This is a genomic window from Pseudomonas silesiensis (assembly GCF_001661075.1).
Classification (GTDB): domain Bacteria; phylum Pseudomonadota; class Gammaproteobacteria; order Pseudomonadales; family Pseudomonadaceae; genus Aquipseudomonas; species Aquipseudomonas silesiensis.
Window position 1 is genome coordinate 1,095,379 of record NZ_CP014870.1, and the last position, 18,702, is coordinate 1,114,080.

Below are 18,702 nucleotides of genomic sequence, written 5' to 3' on the forward strand. Positions count from 1 at the left end.
AAGGCCCGGTACAATCCGGGCCTTGTTGTCTTTACGTTTACAGACAGGATCACTATGCCGGCTTCATTCGTTCACCTACGCCTGCACACTGAATATTCCCTGGTCGACGGTCTGGTGCGGATCAAGCCGCTGGTCAAGACCCTGGTCGGCATGAACATGCCTGCCGTAGCGGTCACCGACCAGAACAACATGTGTTCCCTGGTCAAGTTCTATAAGGCGGCCATGGGCGCGGGGATCAAGCCGATCTGCGGCGCCGACCTGTGGCTGTCGAACAAGGATCCGGATAACGCCCTGAGCCGGATCAGCCTGCTGGCGATGAATGCCGTGGGTTATCGCAACCTGACCGAACTGATCTCCCGCGGCTTCATCGACGGCCAGCGCAATGGCTCGGTCATCATCGAGCGCGAGTGGGTGGCCGAAGCCAGCGAAGGCTTGATCATGCTGTCGGCGGCGAAAGAAGGCGAGATCGGCCTGGCAATGCTCAGCGGCAACCCGGCTGAGGCGGAAAACCTGGCGCGCGAATGGATGGCGGTGTTCCCGGATCGTTTCTACCTGGAAATCCAGCGCACCAACCGTCCCAACGATGAAGAGCAACTGCACGGCGCCGTGGCCCTGGCCGAGAAAATCGGTGCGCCGCTGGTGGCGACCAACGACGTGCGCTTCATCAAGCAGGAAGACTTCGCCGCCCACGAAACCCGTGTCTGCATCGGTGAAGGCCGCGCCCTCGACGATCCGCGACGTTCCAAGAATTACAGCGATCAGCAATACCTCAAAAGCGCCGAGGAAATGGCCGAGCTGTTCAGCGACATTCCCGAGGCGCTGGCCAACACCGTTGAGATCGCCAAGCGCTGCAACATCGAAGTGAAACTGGGCAAGCACTTCCTGCCCAACTTCCCGATTCCCGATGGCATGACCATCGACGAGTACTTCCGCAAGGTTTCCTTCGATGGCCTGGAAGATCGCCTCAGCGTTCTGCTGCCCAAGGACACCACCGAAGACTACGAAGCCAAGCGTCAGGTCTATGTCGACCGGTTGAATTTCGAGCTGGATATCATCATCCAGATGGGCTTCCCCGGTTACTTCCTGATCGTGATGGACTTCATCCAGTGGGCCAAGAGCAACGGCGTACCGGTGGGTCCGGGTCGGGGGTCGGGTGCCGGGTCGCTGGTGGCCTATGTGCAGAAGATCACCGACCTCGATCCGCTGGAATATGACCTGCTGTTCGAACGTTTCCTTAACCCGGAACGGGTATCGATGCCCGACTTCGACGTCGACTTCTGCATGGATGGCCGTGACCGCGTGATCGACTACGTGGCCGAGAAATACGGGCGCAACGCGGTCAGCCAGATCATCACCTTCGGTTCCATGGCGGCCAAGGCCGTGGTCCGTGACGTTGCGCGGGTGCAGGGCAAGTCCTACGGCCTGGCGGATCGCCTGTCGAAGATGATTCCGTTCGAAGTCGGCATGACCCTGGAAAAGGCCTACGAACAGGAAGAAATCCTGCGGGACTTCATCAAGGTCGATGAAGAAGCCGCGGAAATCTGGGAAATGGCGCGCAAGCTCGAAGGCGTTGTGCGTAACGTCGGCAAGCACGCCGGTGGTGTGGTGATCGCGCCGACCAAGCTGACTGACTTTTCGCCGATTTATTGCGATGAGGCCGGTGACGGTCTGGTGACCCAGTTCGACAAGGACGACGTTGAAGCCGCGGGCCTGGTGAAGTTCGACTTCCTCGGTCTGCGAACCCTGACGGTCATCGACTGGGCGCTGAAAACCATCAACCGCGACCGCGCCAAGGTCGATGAGCCGCCGCTGGACATCGCGTTCATCCCGCTGGATGACAAGCCGACCTACCAGCTGCTGCAAAAGGCCGAAACCACCGCGGTGTTCCAGCTCGAGTCCCGCGGCATGAAGGAGCTGATCAAAAAGCTCAAGCCCGACTGCCTGGAAGACTTGATCGCACTGGTGGCCCTGTTCCGTCCGGGGCCGCTGCAATCGGGCATGGTGGACGACTTCATCAACCGTAAGCACGGTCGCGCCGAACTCGCGTACCCGCACTCGGATTACCAGTACGAAGGCCTGAAGCCGGTGCTGGCGCCGACTTACGGCATCATCCTGTATCAGGAACAGGTGATGCAGATTGCCCAGGTCATGGCCGGTTACACCCTCGGCGGTGCGGATATGCTGCGCCGGGCCATGGGTAAGAAAAAACCCGAAGAAATGGCCAAGCAGCGCGGCGGCTTCATTGAAGGTTGCAAGACCAACAATATCGAGGCGGACCTGGCCGGTAACATTTTCGACCTGGTGGAAAAATTCGCCGGTTACGGCTTCAACAAATCCCACTCCGCCGCCTATGGCCTGGTGTCGTACCAGACCGCGTGGCTGAAGACGCACTACCCGGCGCCGTTCATGGCCGCGGTACTGTCGGCGGATATGCACAACACCGACAAGGTCGTGACCTTGATCGAAGAAATTCGCACCATGAAGCTGCGCCTCGACGCGCCGGATGTGAATACTTCGGAGTTCAAGTTCACGGTGAATGACGAAGGCCGAATTATTTACGGCCTCGGCGCGATCAAAGGTGTGGGCGAAGGTCCGGTGGAAGCCATCACCGAGGCGCGTCAGGAAGGTCCGTTCAAGGATCTGTTCGATTTCTGCGCCCGTGTCGATCTCAAACGTATCAACAAGCGCACCCTGGACGGTTTGATCCGCAGCGGTGCGCTGGATCGTCTGGGGCCTTACTTCCATGACGAGCAGAAAGCCTATCAGGCCAATATCGACCGCAACCGGGCGGTCTTGCTGAACGCCATGGAAGGGGCGATCAAAGCGGCCGAACAAACCGCGCGCACCCACGATAGCGGTCATGTCGACCTGTTTGGCGGGCTGTTCGTCGAGGCAGATGCCGATGTCTATGCCAATCACCGCAAGGCCAAGGAGCTGACCCTCAAGGAACGCCTCAAAGGGGAGAAAGATACCCTCGGCCTGTACCTGACCGGTCACCCGATCGACGAATACGAAGGCGAGATCCGCCGTTTCGCCCGTCAGCGCATCATCGACCTGAAACCGGCCCGGGATACCCAGACGGTCGCGGGCATGATCATCGCCCTTCGCGTGATGAAGAACAAAAAGGGCGACAAGATGGGGTTCATTACCCTGGACGACCGCTCTGGCCGGATCGAAGCTTCGCTGTTCGCCGACGCATTCCACTCCGCGCAATCGCTGCTGCAGACCGACGCGATGGTGGTGGTCGAAGGCGAAGTCAGCAACGACGACTTCTCCGGTGGCCTGCGCCTGCGGGTCAAGCGGGTGATGAGCATGGAAGATGCCCGCACCAACCTGGCCGAAAGCCTGCGCCTGAAACTGCAGACCAAGGACCTCAAGGGCGATCAGCTGCGTTGGCTGGGCGAGCTGTTCAAGCGTCACCGTGGTGCGTGCCCGATCACCATGGAATATACGAGTCCCGATGCGAAGGCCTTGCTGCAGTTCGGCGAGACCTGGCGAATCGACCCGGCGGATGCCTTGATTCAAGCCCTGCGTGACCAGTTCGGGCGAGACAACGTCTTCCTCCAATACCGTTGACGGTCAGGCCCTATAGTTAGGGCCTGATCTCGACCTGAATTTTTAATCTCGACCTGAACGCGCCTCTCCCTTAAGGTAGGGCGCGAATAGACAACCGGCCGGCCCAAGCTCTCTTGGATGTCGACCCAAGACGGACGCCTATGAACCCGAATTTTCTAGATTTCGAACAGCCGATCGCCGACCTGCAAGCCAAGATCGAAGAGTTGCGCTTGGTCGGTAATGACAATTCGCTGAATATCGGCGATGAGATCTCCCGCCTGCAGGACAAAAGCAGCACGCTGACCGAAGACATCTTCGGCAAGCTGACCAGCTGGCAGATCGCACGTCTGGCGCGTCACCCGAAACGTCCCTATACCCTGGACTACATCGAACACATCTTCACCGAGTTCGACGAGCTGCACGGCGACCGTCACTTCTCCGACGACGCTGCGATCGTGGGCGGCATTGCCCGTCTGGACGACCAGCCGGTGATGATCATCGGGCACCAGAAAGGCCGGGAAGTGCGCGAGAAAGTTCGCCGCAACTTCGGCATGCCGCGTCCGGAAGGCTACCGCAAGGCGTGCCGCCTGATGGAAATGGCCGAACGCTTCAAAATGCCGATCCTGACCTTCATCGACACCCCGGGCGCTTACCCGGGTATCGACGCCGAAGAGCGCAACCAGAGCGAAGCGATCGCCTGGAACCTGCGTGTCATGGCGCGCCTGAAAACCCCGATCATCGCCACCGTGATCGGCGAGGGCGGTTCCGGCGGTGCGTTGGCGATCGGCGTGTGCGATCAGTTGAACATGCTGCAGTACTCGACCTACGCGGTTATTTCGCCGGAAGGTTGCGCTTCGATTCTGTGGAAAACCGCAGAAAAAGCCCCGGATGCCGCTGAAGCCATGGGCATCACCGCCGAGCGCCTCAAGGGCCTGGGCATCGTGGATAAAGTGATCGGCGAGCCGTTGGGCGGCGCCCACCGTGATCCGGTCAAGGCGGCAGCCTCGATCCGTGCCGAGCTGAGCTCGCAACTGTCGATGCTGAAGAAATTCGATAACGAAGCGCTGCTGGCCCGCCGTTATGAGCGTCTGATGAGTTACGGTCTGTAACTGGGCGCCGCTTCTGCCAACGATGCAAAACACTGTGGGAGCGAGCTTGCTCGCGATGACGGTATAACAGTCAACGAATAGGTTGAACGTTAAGCCGCTATCGCGAGCAAGCTCGCTCCCACATTTGATTTGTGCAAGGTGATGGATATGAGTCAGTCCAATATTGATCTGCACACCAGACTCATGCTGAATCTCGCACCTTGGCGCAACGCCACCACCTGGCGCATCGCCTTCTCTGGCGGCCTCGACTCCACCGTCCTGCTGCACCTGCTCGCCCTGCTCGCAAAAACCGAATCCCTGCCCGTGCTAAGCGCCATCCACGTCCACCACGGCCTTCAGGCTGCGGCCGATGCGTGGCCGGCTCATTGCCAGTCCGTCTGTGATGCGCTAGGTGTGCCGCTAGAGGTGGTTCGCGTCCAGGTTCAGCCCGGCGCCAGCCTTGAGCGTGCCGCCCGGGATGCGCGATATGGGGTGTTCGTCGAGGTCACTCAGGCCAATGAAGTGCTGCTGACCGCCCAGCACCGTGACGATCAGGCGGAAACCCTGTTGTTTCGGCTGTTGCGTGGCGCAGGGGTGAGGGGGCTGGCGGGGATGCCACTTCAGCGTTCGCTGGGCAAAGGTCATCTGCTTCGTCCATTGCTGGGTGTCTCGCGGGCAGAATTGGAGGCCTACGCCGCCGAACATCGGCTGAGCTGGATTGAAGATCCCTCGAACCAGGACCGGCAATACTCGCGCAATTACCTGCGCCATCAGGTGGTCCCGGTATTGACCGAGCGCTGGCCGCAAGCGGTGGCGACCATGGCCCGCAGCGCCGCGCATCTGAGTGAGGCGCAGGCATTGCTCGATGAGCTGGCGCAAATCGATCTTGCCAGTGCGAGCGCGGTCAGTGAATTCGATTGGCTGGGCTTGCCGTCCCTGGAGCTGGCGCCGCTGGCAGCACTCTCTGCCGCTCGCCAGCGAAATGCAGTGCGTCACTGGCTCGCGGCGCTGACGCGTCTGCCGGACAGCGACCACTGGTCGGGTTGGGACGATTTGCGTGATGCGACCGGAGATGCTCGTCCGGTCTGGCGCTTGGCGGACGGCGAACTCCATCGGGCCGGAGGCCGCATCTGGTGGCTGTCGGGACACTGGCTTGGCACTCCGCCCGCCGCCGGAACCTGGCCCGACCCCTCGCTTCCGCTGGCGTTGCCGGGCAACGGGGAACTCAGGCTCACTGGCCAAACTCCCGATGGGCCGCTGCAGATCCGCTATCGTGAAGGGGGAGAAATCATGCATCTGCCTGATCGCGGTCACCGTGACTTGAAGCGTTTGCTCAACGAACGCGGCGTCCCGAACTTCGCCCGTGGCAGATTGCCGCTGCTGTACCAGGGCGAGCAATTGCTGGCGGTGGCGAACCTGCGGGGCCTGAACGGCAGCGCCAGGGACGGCTGGCATTTACATTGGCAGCCACCACCTGCGATCAAGGTTTGAGCTGAAAGGGGCTTTCCGGTAGACTACGCTCCCTTCTTGATACAACTTCTGTGGATTCGCCTGAATTGCAGGAGTTGCCGATTACCAAGCAGTCTTTGCTGGGCGATTCCAAAAAATGTGTAGCGAGCAACGTACCGGTGTTCCACCTTCCGGTCTGTACCAACGCGGCGGTTTTTTCGAAGGTTGCACTGTGATTGATGCAGGTGATCGGGGGCTTCGGCCTTCCTTCGCTTTCCCCGGCGGCTCGGACCGCTTTAACGCAGACTTCTAGGGTTTTTCATGACGCGCTACATATTCGTCACGGGCGGTGTTGTTTCTTCATTGGGGAAAGGCATCGCATCGGCTTCATTGGCGGCCATCCTGGAGGCGCGGGGACTTAAGGTCACCATGCTGAAGCTGGACCCGTACATCAACGTTGACCCGGGCACCATGAGCCCGTTCCAGCACGGTGAAGTGTTCGTCACCCACGACGGCGCCGAGACTGACCTGGACCTGGGCCACTACGAGCGGTTCATCCGCACGACCATGACCCAGAACAACAACTTCACCACCGGCCGTGTCTACGAGCACGTCCTGCGCAAAGAGCGCCGTGGTGATTACCTGGGCGCCACCATCCAGGTGATCCCGCACATCACCGACGAAATCAAGCGCCGGATCATCAAGGGCGCTGGCGATGCCGACGTGGCCATGGTCGAGATCGGTGGCACCGTGGGTGACATCGAATCGCAACCGTTCCTCGAAGCGATCCGTCAATTGCGTTTCGAAGTCGGCGCCAAGCGCGCGATGCTGATGCACCTGACGCTGGTGCCGTACATCGCCACCGCTGGCGAAACCAAAACCAAGCCGACCCAGCACTCGGTCAAGGAACTGCGTTCCATCGGCCTGCAACCGGACGTGCTGGTGTGCCGTTCCGATCACCCGATCGACCTGTCCTCGCGCCGCAAGATCGCGCAGTTCACCAACGTTGAAGAACGTGCGGTGATCGCCTTGGAAGATGCCGACACCATCTACAAGATCCCGGGCATCCTGCACGCCCAGGGCCTGGATGATTTCGTCGTCGAGCGTTTCGGCCTGCAATGTGGCGGCGCCGATCTGTCCGAGTGGGAAGCCGTGGTCGACGCCAAGCTCAACCCCGAGCACGAAGTCACCATCGCCATGGTCGGCAAGTACATGGAGCTGTTGGACGCCTACAAGTCGCTGATCGAAGCGATGAGTCACGCCGGCATCAGCAACCGCACCAAGGTCAACCTGCGCTACATCGATTCCGAAGACATCGAAAACCAGGGCACTGCGCTGCTGGAAGGTGTCGACGCGATCCTCGTACCGGGCGGCTTCGGTCTGCGCGGCGTGGAAGGCAAGATCACTGCCGTTCAATTCGCTCGCGAAAACAAGGTGCCGTACCTGGGTATCTGCCTGGGCATGCAAGTGGCCGTCATCGAGTTCGCACGTAACGTGCTGGGCTGGAAAGACGCCAACTCCACCGAGTTCGATCGTGCCAGCGGTCACCCGGTCGTGGGCCTGATCACCGAGTGGGAAGATGCCACCGGCGCTGTCGAAACCCGTACCGAAGCGTCCGACCTGGGCGGCACCATGCGCCTGGGCGCACAGGATTGCCTGCTCGAAGCCGGCTCCCTGGTGCACGACTGCTACGCCAAGGACGTGATCGTCGAGCGTCACCGTCATCGCTATGAAGTGAACAACAACCTGCTGCCGCAACTGATCGAAGCCGGTCTGAAGATCTCCGGTCGTTCCGGTGATGGCGCGCTGGTCGAAGTGGTCGAAGCCCCGGATCATCCGTGGTTCGTCGCTTGCCAGTTCCACCCTGAGTTCACCTCGACACCACGCGACGGTCACCCGTTGTTCAGCGGTTTCGTTAAAGCAGCTTTGGTCCAACACCAGAAGAAGGCGTAATTCCAATGGCGCAGAAGATCATCCGCGTAGGCGATATCGAGATTGGCAACGACAAGCCAATGGTGCTGTTCGGTGGCATGAACGTGCTGGAAAGCCGTGACATGGCGATGCAGGTCTGCGAAGAGTACGTGAAGGTCACCGAAAAGCTCGGTATCCCTTACGTGTTCAAGGCCAGCTTCGACAAGGCCAACCGTTCCTCCGTGACCTCTTACCGTGGCCCCGGCCTGGAAGAGGGCATGCGTATTTTCCAGGACATCAAGCAAGCGTTCGGCGTGCCGATCATCACCGACGTCCACGAGCCTGACCAGGCCGCGGTCGTCGCTGAAGTCTGCGATATCATCCAGCTGCCGGCCTTCCTGTCGCGCCAGACCGACCTGGTGGTCGCGATGGCCAAGACCGGCGCGGTGATCAATATCAAGAAAGCCCAGTTCCTCGCGCCTCAGGAAATGAAACACATCCTGAGCAAATGCGTGGAAGCGGGTAACGATCAGTTGATCCTCTGCGAACGCGGATCGAGCTTCGGCTACAACAACCTGGTCGTCGACATGCTCGGCTTCGGCATCATGAAGCAGTTCGAATACCCGGTGTTCTTCGACGTGACCCACGCGTTGCAGATGCCGGGTGCTCGCTCCGATTCTGCCGGTGGTCGCCGCGCCCAGGTGCTCGATCTGGCGAAAGCCGGGATCAGCCAGTCGCTGGCCGGCTTGTTCCTCGAAGCCCACCCGGACCCGGACAACGCCAAATGCGACGGCCCTTGCGCCTTGCGTCTGGACAAGCTGGAGCCATTCCTGGCCCAGCTCAAAGCTTTGGACGAACTGGTGAAGAGTTTTCCGACGGTAGAAACCGCGTAATCCTCATTTCTCCGGTAAAGTACCGCACGAATTAATGCTCAGGCCCTCGGGCCTGGGCCTTATCGTCCGCAAGCCTGCCCGCTGCACATCACTTGCCGGCGATACAAGATTTCCTTCAGCTGCGTCGTTTTCGTCAACTTTGGAGTGTTTACAACAATGGCAAAAATCGTCGACATCAAAGGTCGTGAAGTTCTCGACTCCCGTGGCAACCCCACCGTCGAAGCGGACGTGCTTCTCGATAACGGCATCATCGGTAGCGCTTGCGCGCCGTCCGGTGCTTCCACTGGCTCGCGTGAAGCGCTCGAGCTGCGTGATGGCGACAAGAGCCGTTACCTGGGCAAGGGCGTGCTCAAAGCCGTCGCCAACATCAACGGTCCGATCCGCGACCTGTTGAAAGGTGCAGATCCAAGCGACCAAAAGGCGCTGGATCACGCGATGATCAAGCTCGACGGCACCGAAAACAAAGGTTCCCTGGGCGCCAACGCGATCCTCGCCGTTTCCCTGGCAGCCGCCAAGGCCGCCGCACAGGATCAGGATCTGCCGCTGTACGCTCACATCGCCAACCTGAACGGCACTCCGGGTGTCTACTCGATGCCGGTTCCGATGATGAACATCATCAACGGTGGCGAGCACGCCGATAACAACGTCGACATCCAGGAATTCATGGTTCAGCCGGTTGGCGCCAAGTCTTTCTCGGAAGGTCTGCGCATGGGCACCGAGATTTTCCATCACCTGAAAGCTGTTCTGAAGGCCCGTGGCCTGAGCACTGCTGTTGGTGACGAAGGTGGTTTCGCACCAAACCTGGCCTCCAACGAAGACGCTTTGAAAGTGATCTCCGAAGCCGTGGCCAACGCCGGTTACAAGCTGGGCACCGACGTGACCCTGGCCCTGGACTGCGCGGCGAGCGAATTCTACGAAGACGGTAAATACAACCTGTCCGGCGAAGGCCAGGTATTCACCGCTGAAGGTTTCGCCGACTACCTCAAAGGCCTGACCGAGCGCTACCCGATCATCTCGATCGAAGACGGCCTGGACGAGTCCGACTGGGCTGGCTGGAAAATCCTCACGGACAAGATCGGCGAGAAAGTTCAGCTGGTGGGCGACGACCTGTTCGTGACCAACACCAAGATCCTGAAAGAAGGCATCGATAAAAAGATCGCCAACTCGATCCTGATCAAGTTCAACCAGATCGGCACCCTGACCGAAACTCTGGAGGCCATCCAGATGGCCAAGGCTGCGGGCTACACTGCCGTGATCTCGCACCGCTCCGGCGAAACCGAAGATTCGACCATTGCCGACCTGGCAGTGGGTACTTCGGCTGGCCAGATCAAGACCGGTTCCCTGTGCCGTTCCGATCGCGTTTCCAAGTACAACCAACTGCTGCGTATCGAAGAGCAGTTGAATGGCAAAGCCAAGTACAACGGTCGCAGCGAATTCCGCGGCTGATTGCTAAATAGTAAAAAGACAACGGATTGTGTCTAAAAAGTCGCAACAGCGATGGATTTGCCACTAATCTGATGCCTTATCAGCACAAGCCTGGGTCTTCCAGGCTTCGTGCTATCAGCAGCTTCAAAGTTTTTGGCATGGCTGTCTTTTTTCACTGGATACCCGATATTCGATGCGCAGTCCCAATTGGTTGTTCCTCGTCTTGCTCCTGCTGCTGGCTGGCCTGCAATACCGCCTGTGGGTGGGTAACGGCAGCCTGGCGCAAGTGGCCGAGCTGACTCAGCAGATCGCTGATCAACATGCCGAGAACGAGGGCCTGCTTGAGCGCAATCGGGTGATGGACGCTGAAGTCAGCGAGTTGAAAAAGGGCATGGAGACCGTTGAAGAGCGGGCTCGCCATGAGTTGGGCATGGTCAAGGACGGTGAAACCCTTTACCAGCTGGCGCAATGAACCTCTCGTTACCGGCCTTCTGGGCCGTGATTCCTGCCGCGGGCGTCGGTGCCCGTATGGCCGCGGACCGTCCCAAGCAATATTTGCAACTGGGCGGGCGCACTATTCTCGAACACAGCCTCGGCTGTTTCCTTGACCATCCTGGCTTGAAAGGCCTGGTGGTCAGTCTTGCTATTGATGACCCTTATTGGCCGAATCTGGCGTGTGCTGGCGATTCGCGTATTCAGCGAGTTGAAGGGGGCGCCGAGCGTTCCGGCTCGGTACTCAATGCGTTGCTGCATTTGCATGCCCAGGGCGCTGACGATGAGGATTGGGTGTTGGTGCACGATGCAGCGCGGCCCAATCTGAGCCGTGATGATCTGGACAAGTTGCTGGCTGAACTGGCTGACGATCCGGTTGGTGGGCTGCTGGCGGTGCCGGCGCGCGATACCCTCAAACGGGTCGACAAGCTCGGTCGTGTAGTGGAAACCGTGGATCGCAGTGTGATCTGGCAAGCGTATACACCGCAGATGTTTCGCCTGGGGGCGTTGCATCGGGCGTTGGCCGACAGTCTGGTGGCGGATGCGGTCATCACCGATGAGGCTTCGGCGATGGAGTGGGCAGGTCTGGCGCCGCGGCTGATTGAAGGGCGGTCCGATAACCTGAAAGTCACTCGGCCCGAAGACCTTGAATGGTTGAGACAGCGCTGGGCTAATCGTCACTGATTGACTTTGGTACTGTGTTGCCCCAATCGCGAGCAAGCTCGCGATAGCGATGCTCCAGGCAACCAACATCTTGCTGACACTGCGCCGGATCTTCTAACTCCGATACTCCGGCCGCTCAGCCAACCCTCCCTTCAAATAATCCACCAACTTGCGCACCTTCGGCGACAGATGCCGCTGCTGCGGATAAAGCGCCCATACCGCCGTGTTCGGCGGCTGATGCGCTTCCAGCAACGAAATCAACGCACCGCTTTTCAAATGCTCCAGCACGTAGTAATCCGGCAACTGGCACAACCCGACACCCTGTAACGCCGCATCCAGTACCGCTTGCCCACTGTTGCAACGCCAGTTTCCCTGTACCCGCTGGGAAAATTCCCGCCCGTTCTGTTCCAGTTGCCAAATGTCCGAACTGCCGATGAGGCAATTGTGGCGACTCAGTTCCGACAAACTGTGTGGGCGACCATACCGTTCCACGTAGGACGGTGATGCGCACAAGTACATTCGCCGTGGTGCCAGCCGTGCCGCCACCAGCCGGGAGTCCTGCAAGCGACCCAGACGGATCGCCAGGTCCAGGCCCTCGTGCACCAGGTCGAGTTGGCGGTTGCTCAGTTCGATGTCGATACGCAGTTGCGGGTAAAGCCCCATGAAGCGCGTGACCAGCGGCACGATGAAGCGTTCGCCGTACGCCACGGCGCAGGTCATGCGCAGCATCCCTTTAGGCTCACTGGTCAGATCACCGACCGCTCGCAGTGCTTCTTCGCGACCATCCTGCAAACGTTGGCAATGCTGCAGGAAGGTTTGCCCGGCCTCGGTCAGGGTGACCCGGCGGGTACTGCGATAAAGCAGCCGCGTCTGAAGGCGTTCTTCGAGGCGTACGATTTGTCGACTGATGTGAGAGGAAGAAACCCCAAGACGTTCCGCAGCAGCCGTGAACTGACTGCACTCGGCGACTGCGACGAATTCGTCGATCCCTTCCCAGCGATTTTCCGACATCAAGGATTATCCCTGTATGGCAATAATGTTTTGCTTTTGTCCGGATTATTCACCGTAGAGCGCTGTATTACACTCCTTGTCTCGTTTTTATTCACTGGAGAATGCACATGATCAAGTCGCGAGCTGCCGTAGCCTTCGAGGCCAAGAAACCCCTCGAGATCGTCGAAGTCGATGTCGCCATGCCCAAGGCCGGTGAAGTGTTGCTGCGGGTGGTTGCTTCCGGTGTCTGCCATACCGATGCGTACACGCTGTCCGGCGCCGACCCGGAAGGCATCTTCCCGTCGATCCTCGGCCACGAAGGTGGCGCGGTGGTGGAAGCCATCGGCGAGGGCGTGACCTCCGTGGCGGTGGGTGATCACGTGATCCCGCTGTACACCCCGGAATGCCGCCAGTGCAAATTCTGCCTGTCGGGCAAGACCAACCTGTGCCAGGCCATTCGCGCCACCCAAGGCAAAGGCCTGATGCCGGATGGCACCTCGCGCTTTTCCTACAAAGGCCAGCCAATTTTCCACTACATGGGTACTTCGACATTTTCCGAATACACCGTGTTGCCGGAAATCTCCGTCGCCAAAATTCCTAAAGAAGCGCCACTGGAAAAAGTCTGCCTGCTGGGCTGCGGTGTCACCACCGGCATCGGCGCAGTTCTCAACACGGCCAAGGTAAAACCAGGTGACACCGTCGCCATTTTCGGCCTCGGCGGCATCGGTCTGTCGGCGGTCATCGGCGCGGTAAAAGCCAAGGCTGCACGGATCATCGCGATCGACATCAACCCGGCCAAATTCGAGATCGCCAAACAGCTGGGTGCAACCGATTGTGTGAACCCGAAAGACTTCGATCGTCCGATCCAGGAAGTCATCGTCGACATGACCGATGGCGGCGTCGACTTCTCCTTCGAGTGCATCGGCAATGTGCAATTGATGCGCGCGGCCCTCGAGTGCTGCCACAAGGGTTGGGGCGAATCGGTGATCATCGGCGTGGCCGGTGCCGGTCAGGAAATCTCCACCCGTCCATTCCAGCTGGTCACCGGTCGCGTCTGGCGCGGTTCGGCGTTCGGCGGCGTGCGCGGCCGTACCGAGTTGCCGAGCTACGTCGAAATGGCCGAGACCGGCGAGATCCCGCTGGATACGTTCATCACCCACACCATGGGCCTGGAAGATATCAACAAGGCGTTCGACCTGATGCATGAAGGCAAGAGCATCCGTTCCGTCATCCATTTCTGAGGTCGCCCATGAGCCTGGAAAACATTTCCTGCCAGAAAAGCTTCGGCGGCTGGCACAAACGCTATCGGCACCGCTCCGATGTGCTCGGCTGCGACATGGTGTTTGCCGTGTACCTGCCGCCGCAAGCGGAGCAGGGCGGCAAACTGCCGGTGCTGTACTGGCTGTCCGGCCTGACCTGCACCGACGAAAACTTCATGCAAAAGGCCGGCGCCATGCGCATGGCCGCCGAGCTGGGGCTGATCATCGTGGCACCGGACACCAGTCCTCGCGGCCCCGATGTGCCGGGTGATCCGGAGGGCGCCTGGGACTTCGGTCTCGGTGCCGGTTTTTATCTGAATGCCACCCAGGAGCCTTGGTCGCGGCACTATCGGATGCATGACTATGTCGTGCAGGAATTGCCCGCATTGGTCGAAGCCCATTTCCCTGCATCGGACAAGCGTGGCATCAGCGGTCACTCCATGGGGGGCCACGGCGCGCTGGTTTGCGCCTTGCGCAATCCGGGGCGCTATCAGTCGGTGTCGGCGTTCTCGCCGATCAACAACCCGATGGATTGTCCTTGGGGGCAAAAGGCCTTCTCCCGTTACCTGGGGGAAGACCGTTCGAAATGGCGTGAATGGGATGCCTGTGCATTGATCGCCGAGGCTGATGAGAAATTGCCGCTGCTGGTCGATCAAGGCGATCGCGACGATTTCCTCGCCACCCAGCTCAAGCCTGAAGCCCTGCAACAGGCCGCCAGGCTGGCGGGTCATCCGCTGACGTTGCGCCTGCAACCCGGCTACGACCACAGCTATTTCTTCATCGCCAGCTTCATCGACGATCATCTGCAACATCACGCACGCGCCCTAAGCGTCTAATGCAGGTAGAATCACGCCCTGACAAAAATCGGGGCGTTTTTTTATGCGTATTGGCCACGGCTATGATGTGCACCGTTTCGCTGAAGGCGATTTCATTACTCTGGGCGGCGTGCGGATCGCACACGGCTTCGGGCTGCTCGCTCATTCCGATGGTGACGTCCTGCTGCACGCCTTGAGCGATGCCTTGCTTGGCGCGGCCGCGCTGGGCGACATCGGCAAGCATTTTCCGGACACCGACCCGACATTCAAGGGCGCCGACAGCCGCGTGCTGTTGCGTCACGTCGTCGGATTGATCCACGCCAAGGGCTGGAAGGTCGGCAACGTCGATAACACCATCGTCGCCCAGGCGCCAAAAATGGCCCCGCATATCGAATCGATGCGCGCGCTGATTGCCGCGGATCTTCAAGTTGAGTTGGATCAAGTGAACGTGAAAGCCACCACCACCGAAAAGCTTGGCTTTGTCGGTCGCGAAGAAGGTATTGCCGTGCATTCCGTTGCCTTGTTGCTGCGCGCATGAACGACCTGCAATTGCTCGGTCCGCGTGCTTATGGTGAAGCCCTCGGCAGCGCCGTACTGAAGGCGACGGCGGAAGATTTCCAGGTCGATGAAGTGCTCGATATCCCTCTCAGTGGCGATGGCGAGCACCTGTGGATCTGGGTGGAGAAGCGCGGGCTCAATACCGAAGAAGCAGCGCGGCGGATCGCCAAGGCCGCGGGTGTGCCCTTGCGCACCGTCAGCTACGCCGGCCTCAAGGACCGTCAGGCGTTGACGCGTCAGTGGTTCAGCATCCAGCTGCCAGGCAAGGCTGATCCGGATTTGTCGCCTGCCGAAAACGATACCTTGAAAATCCTCAAGACCGGCCGACACAAACGCAAACTGCAGCGCGGTGCCCATTCGGCCAACGGCTTCACTTTGCGCCTGACTCGGTTCGCTGGCGACAAGGCGGCGATCGAAGAGCGTCTGCAGCGGATCGCCACGCAAGGTGTTCCCAATTATTTCGGCGCCCAGCGCTTCGGCTTTGACGGCGGCAACGTGGTCGATGCCCGTGCCTGGGCCGCGCGCAAGGCTTTGCCGGAGCAGCGCAACGTGCGTTCGCGCCTGCTTTCAACGGCCCGTAGTTTTCTGTTTAACCAAGTGTTGGCGGCGCGTGTCGCCGATGGCACCTGGCAGCGTGCCCAGGTAGGCGATTTGCTGGCCTTCACCGATAGCCGCAGTTTCTTTCCCGCCGGCGTTGCCGAGTGCAGCGACCCGCGTCTGGCGATTCTCGACCTGCACCCGACCGGTCCGCAGTGGGGCGAAGGTGACTCGCCGGCCTCGGGCGCTGTCCATGAAATGGAACAGGCAATCGCCGCACGCGAGGCGGATCTACGCGATTGGTTGATTAACGCCGGAATGAGCCACGAACGTCGCATCCTGCGGCTGCCCATTAGTGGGTTGACGTGGCATTATCCCGAGCCTGACATTCTGCAACTGGAATTCGTCCTGCCGGCCGGATGCTTCGCCACCGTATTGGTGCGCGAATTCGTCGATCTGGTGCCGGTGGGGCAGACGGACAGCCCATGCGTATTCTGATTTCTAACGACGATGGGGTAACCGCACCCGGTCTCGCCGCGCTTTATGCTGCGCTGGCGGATTACACCGAATGCGTGGTTATCGCCCCCGACCAGGACAAAAGCGGCGCCAGCAGTTCGCTGACGCTCGACCGTCCATTGCACCCGCAAATCCTGGCCAACGGCTTTATCAGCCTTAATGGCACGCCCACCGATTGCGTTCACCTGGGGCTCAACGGTCTGCTGGAGCAAGAACCGGACATGGTGGTGTCCGGGATCAACCTGGGCGCCAACCTGGGGGACGATGTGCTGTATTCCGGGACCGTGGCCGCCGCCCTCGAAGGACGTTTCCTGGAGCGTCCTTCGTTCGCCTTTTCGTTTGTCTCACGGCAAGTAGAGAACCTTTCCACAGCCGCTTATTTTGCGCGCAAACTGGTGGAGGCTCACGCGGACCTCGATCTGCCACCGCGCACGGTGCTGAACGTGAACATTCCCAATTTGCCGCTGGACCACATCCGCGGAATACAACTGACTCGTCTCGGCCATCGCGCCCGCGCTGCGGCACCGTTGAAAGTGGTCGATCCACGCGGCAAATCCGGTTACTGGATCGCTGCGGCGGGGGACGCCGAAGATGGCGGTCCGGGCACCGATTTCCATGCGGTGATGCAGGGCTACGTTTCAATCACCCCGCTGCAACTGGATCGCACCTTCAATGACGCCTTCAGAAGTATTGATGGCTGGCTGGAGGGGCTGCGCTAATGGCTCGTGAACAAGATCCCATGCTGCATCGCGGCATCGGGATGACCTCGCAACGAACCCGCGAGCGCCTGATCCAGCGTTTGTATGAGGAAGGCATCTCCAACGCCAAGGTGCTGGAGGTGATTCGCCGTACGCCGCGTCACCTGTTCGTCGACGAGGCGCTGGCCCACCGTGCCTATGAAGACACGGCGTTGCCGATCGGGAACAACCAGACCATCTCCCAGCCTTACATGGTCGCGCGCATGAGCGAGCTGTTGCTGGAGGCCGGGCCTCTGGACAAGGTCATGGAAATTGGCACGGGCTCGGGTTATCAGACTGCGATCCTGTCGCAACTGGTCGAGCGGGTGTTTTCGGTCGAGCGCATCAAGGTGCTGCAGGACCGGGCCAAGGAACGCCTGGTCGAGCTTAACTTGCGCAACGTGGTGTTTCGTTGGGGCGATGGCTGGGAGGGCTGGCCGGCGCTGGCGCCGTACAACGGCATCATCGTCACCGCAGTGGCGACCGAAGTGCCTCAGGCGTTGCTCGATCAGTTGGCGCCGGGGGGACGATTGGTGATTCCGGTGGGCTCCGGTGAGGTTCAACAATTGATGCTGATCATTCGGGAAGAACAGGGGTTTTCCAGGCGCGTTCTCGGGTCGGTGCGCTTCGTGCCATTGCTCAACGGGCCACTGGCCTGAGCATTTGTTTCGACGCGCTGAATTCTCTTCGAATGTCCCTGTCTTACAGCGGCATCGATCAATTAAACGGGGCGCATCGACAGGTAGCAAACGTGTGCCTCGCTTCATTAAAGGTAAAGCCTGCACGGCCCGTTATACTTGCGACTTTCTGCCGGAATACGGCAATCCACATTTTCAGCCACCACAAAGGGAGCGGCGGGTGAGTCTTACAGTCATTGCGCAGCGAATGGGTATAACGAGCTTTCAGCGCCTGGTGACTGGCCTCGTCTTGAGCACCTTGCTGGTTGGTTGCTCCAGCAACAAGTCGAGCGACGTGCGCGTCATCGAGCGCAACAAATCTGTCGCGCAGCGTCCGGCAGTGACGACGGGTCAGTATGTCGTCCGCCCCAAGGACACCCTGTTTTCCATCGCCTTTCGCTACGGCTGGGACTACAAGGCACTGGCTGCACGCAACAACATTCCTGCGCCCTACACGATCCATCCAGGTCAGACGATTCGCTTTGACGGTCGCACCGGTTCAACGCCGACAACCGTGGTCGGTTCGGCCAGTTCAACGCCTTCGTCGTCGAGTAGAACCACCGTCTTCCGTCGCCCCGCCAACGGTGCGACCAGCAGCACGGCGGTGGTTGTACCGTCCGTCGCCAACAAACCTGCAGCCGTTCCGATGCCTGCGGCGGGTCCCGCCCCGACCGGCTGGGGGTGGCCATCTAATGGCATTCTCATTGGTAAATTCTCTTCAAACGGCAGTTTGAATAAAGGAATTGATATCGCCGGGGATTTGGGACAGCCTGTTTTAGCTGCGTCTGATGGGACGGTGGTATACGCCGGGAGTGGCTTAAGGGGCTACGGCGAATTAGTCATCATCAAACACAGCGACACCTACGTCAGTGCCTACGGACATAACCGCAGGCTGTTGGTTCAGGAGGGGCAGCAGGTCAAGGTCGGACAGACAATTGCCGAAATGGGGTCCACGGGTACAGACCGGGTGAAACTGCACTTTGAGATTCGCCGACAGGGTAAACCAGTAGATCCGCTGCAATTCCTGCCGCGTCGTTGATCGTTAGCCAGCCTGTTCCGTCGCGTAGAGGGGACAGGCTCCAGCGTTGCCAAGGATAGAGGCGCCGCTTGAGCCTGGGGTCGAACTCACCAAAGGAC

Annotated in this window: 15 protein-coding genes and 1 pseudogene; 15 read left to right on the plus strand and 1 reads right to left on the minus strand. The window is 59.9% G+C overall.

Features of this window, described 5'->3' with window-relative positions; all coding sequences use genetic code 11:
- The first annotated feature begins 54 nt into the window (after positions 1–54).
- The 8 genes and pseudogenes from dnaE (at position 55) to ispD (ending at position 11,497) form a co-directional block, all read left to right on the plus strand.
- Positions 55–3,576, plus strand: coding sequence for a DNA polymerase III subunit alpha (gene dnaE, locus PMA3_RS04900; protein WP_064676114.1), 3,522 nt, complete (start codon positions 55–57; stop codon positions 3,574–3,576).
- Positions 3,577–3,716: 140 nt separating this feature from the next.
- Entirely contained in the window at positions 3,717–4,664 is a 948-nt protein-coding gene (locus PMA3_RS04905) for an acetyl-CoA carboxylase carboxyltransferase subunit alpha (RefSeq protein ID WP_064676115.1), read from the plus strand.
- Positions 4,665–4,811: 147 nt separating this feature from the next.
- Positions 4,812–6,139, plus strand: a pseudogene (gene tilS, locus PMA3_RS04910) (tRNA lysidine(34) synthetase TilS).
- A 274-nt stretch (positions 6,140–6,413) separates the two neighbouring features.
- Positions 6,414–8,045 (plus strand): CTP synthase, encoded by a 1,632-nt coding sequence (locus PMA3_RS04915; protein WP_064676116.1) that lies wholly within the window; start codon positions 6,414–6,416, stop codon positions 8,043–8,045.
- 5 nt (positions 8,046–8,050) lie between these two features.
- On the plus strand, positions 8,051–8,896 hold the full coding sequence (kdsA, locus tag PMA3_RS04920) for a 3-deoxy-8-phosphooctulonate synthase (RefSeq protein WP_064676117.1): 846 nt from the start codon (positions 8,051–8,053) through the stop codon (positions 8,894–8,896).
- Between the two features lie 156 nt (positions 8,897–9,052).
- Positions 9,053–10,342, plus strand: a complete 1,290-nt coding sequence (gene eno / locus PMA3_RS04925) for a phosphopyruvate hydratase (protein ID WP_033059918.1) — start codon at positions 9,053–9,055, stop codon at positions 10,340–10,342.
- A gap of 172 nt (positions 10,343–10,514) precedes the next feature.
- The gene (gene ftsB / locus PMA3_RS04930) at positions 10,515–10,793 is read left to right on the plus strand and encodes a cell division protein FtsB (protein WP_008028992.1); all 279 of its coding nucleotides are present in this window, start codon (positions 10,515–10,517) and stop codon (positions 10,791–10,793) included.
- Positions 10,790–11,497 carry a 2-C-methyl-D-erythritol 4-phosphate cytidylyltransferase gene (ispD, locus tag PMA3_RS04935; RefSeq protein WP_064676118.1) on the plus strand — a complete coding sequence of 236 codons (708 nt, stop codon included), beginning with the start codon at positions 10,790–10,792 and terminating at the stop codon, positions 11,495–11,497. The genes ftsB and ispD overlap by 4 nt, the downstream gene beginning before the upstream one ends.
- A gap of 93 nt (positions 11,498–11,590) precedes the next feature.
- Here the strand turns inward: ispD and PMA3_RS04940 are convergent, their stop codons facing one another.
- Positions 11,591–12,487 (minus strand): LysR family transcriptional regulator, encoded by an 897-nt coding sequence (locus PMA3_RS04940; protein ID WP_064676119.1) that lies wholly within the window; start codon positions 12,485–12,487, stop codon positions 11,591–11,593.
- A gap of 107 nt (positions 12,488–12,594) precedes the next feature.
- Between PMA3_RS04940 and PMA3_RS04945 the strand changes: the two genes are divergently transcribed.
- From PMA3_RS04945 to PMA3_RS04975, 7 genes are all read left to right on the plus strand, one after another.
- Entirely contained in the window at positions 12,595–13,707 is a 1,113-nt protein-coding gene (locus PMA3_RS04945) for an S-(hydroxymethyl)glutathione dehydrogenase/class III alcohol dehydrogenase (protein WP_033059912.1), read from the plus strand.
- An 8-nt stretch (positions 13,708–13,715) separates the two neighbouring features.
- On the plus strand, positions 13,716–14,561 hold the full coding sequence (gene fghA, locus PMA3_RS04950; RefSeq protein ID WP_064676120.1) for an S-formylglutathione hydrolase: 846 nt from the start codon (positions 13,716–13,718) through the stop codon (positions 14,559–14,561).
- A gap of 43 nt (positions 14,562–14,604) precedes the next feature.
- Positions 14,605–15,078 carry a 2-C-methyl-D-erythritol 2,4-cyclodiphosphate synthase gene (gene ispF, locus PMA3_RS04955; protein WP_064676121.1) on the plus strand — a complete coding sequence of 158 codons (474 nt, stop codon included), beginning with the start codon at positions 14,605–14,607 and terminating at the stop codon, positions 15,076–15,078.
- Positions 15,075–16,133: a tRNA pseudouridine(13) synthase TruD gene (gene truD, locus PMA3_RS04960; RefSeq protein WP_064676122.1), complete on the plus strand. Its 1,059-nt coding sequence runs from the start codon at positions 15,075–15,077 to the stop codon at positions 16,131–16,133. Before ispF ends, truD begins: the two co-directional genes overlap by 4 nt.
- Positions 16,121–16,870 (plus strand): 5'/3'-nucleotidase SurE, encoded by a 750-nt coding sequence (surE, locus tag PMA3_RS04965; RefSeq protein ID WP_064676123.1) that lies wholly within the window; start codon positions 16,121–16,123, stop codon positions 16,868–16,870. The genes truD and surE overlap by 13 nt, the downstream gene beginning before the upstream one ends.
- Before the next feature lie 41 nt (positions 16,871–16,911).
- Positions 16,912–17,547 carry a protein-L-isoaspartate(D-aspartate) O-methyltransferase gene (locus tag PMA3_RS04970; protein WP_178110502.1) on the plus strand — a complete coding sequence of 212 codons (636 nt, stop codon included), beginning with the start codon at positions 16,912–16,914 and terminating at the stop codon, positions 17,545–17,547.
- A gap of 199 nt (positions 17,548–17,746) precedes the next feature.
- On the plus strand, positions 17,747–18,604 hold the full coding sequence (locus tag PMA3_RS04975; protein ID WP_064676125.1) for a peptidoglycan DD-metalloendopeptidase family protein: 858 nt from the start codon (positions 17,747–17,749) through the stop codon (positions 18,602–18,604).
- Positions 18,605–18,702: the final 98 nt, after the last annotated feature.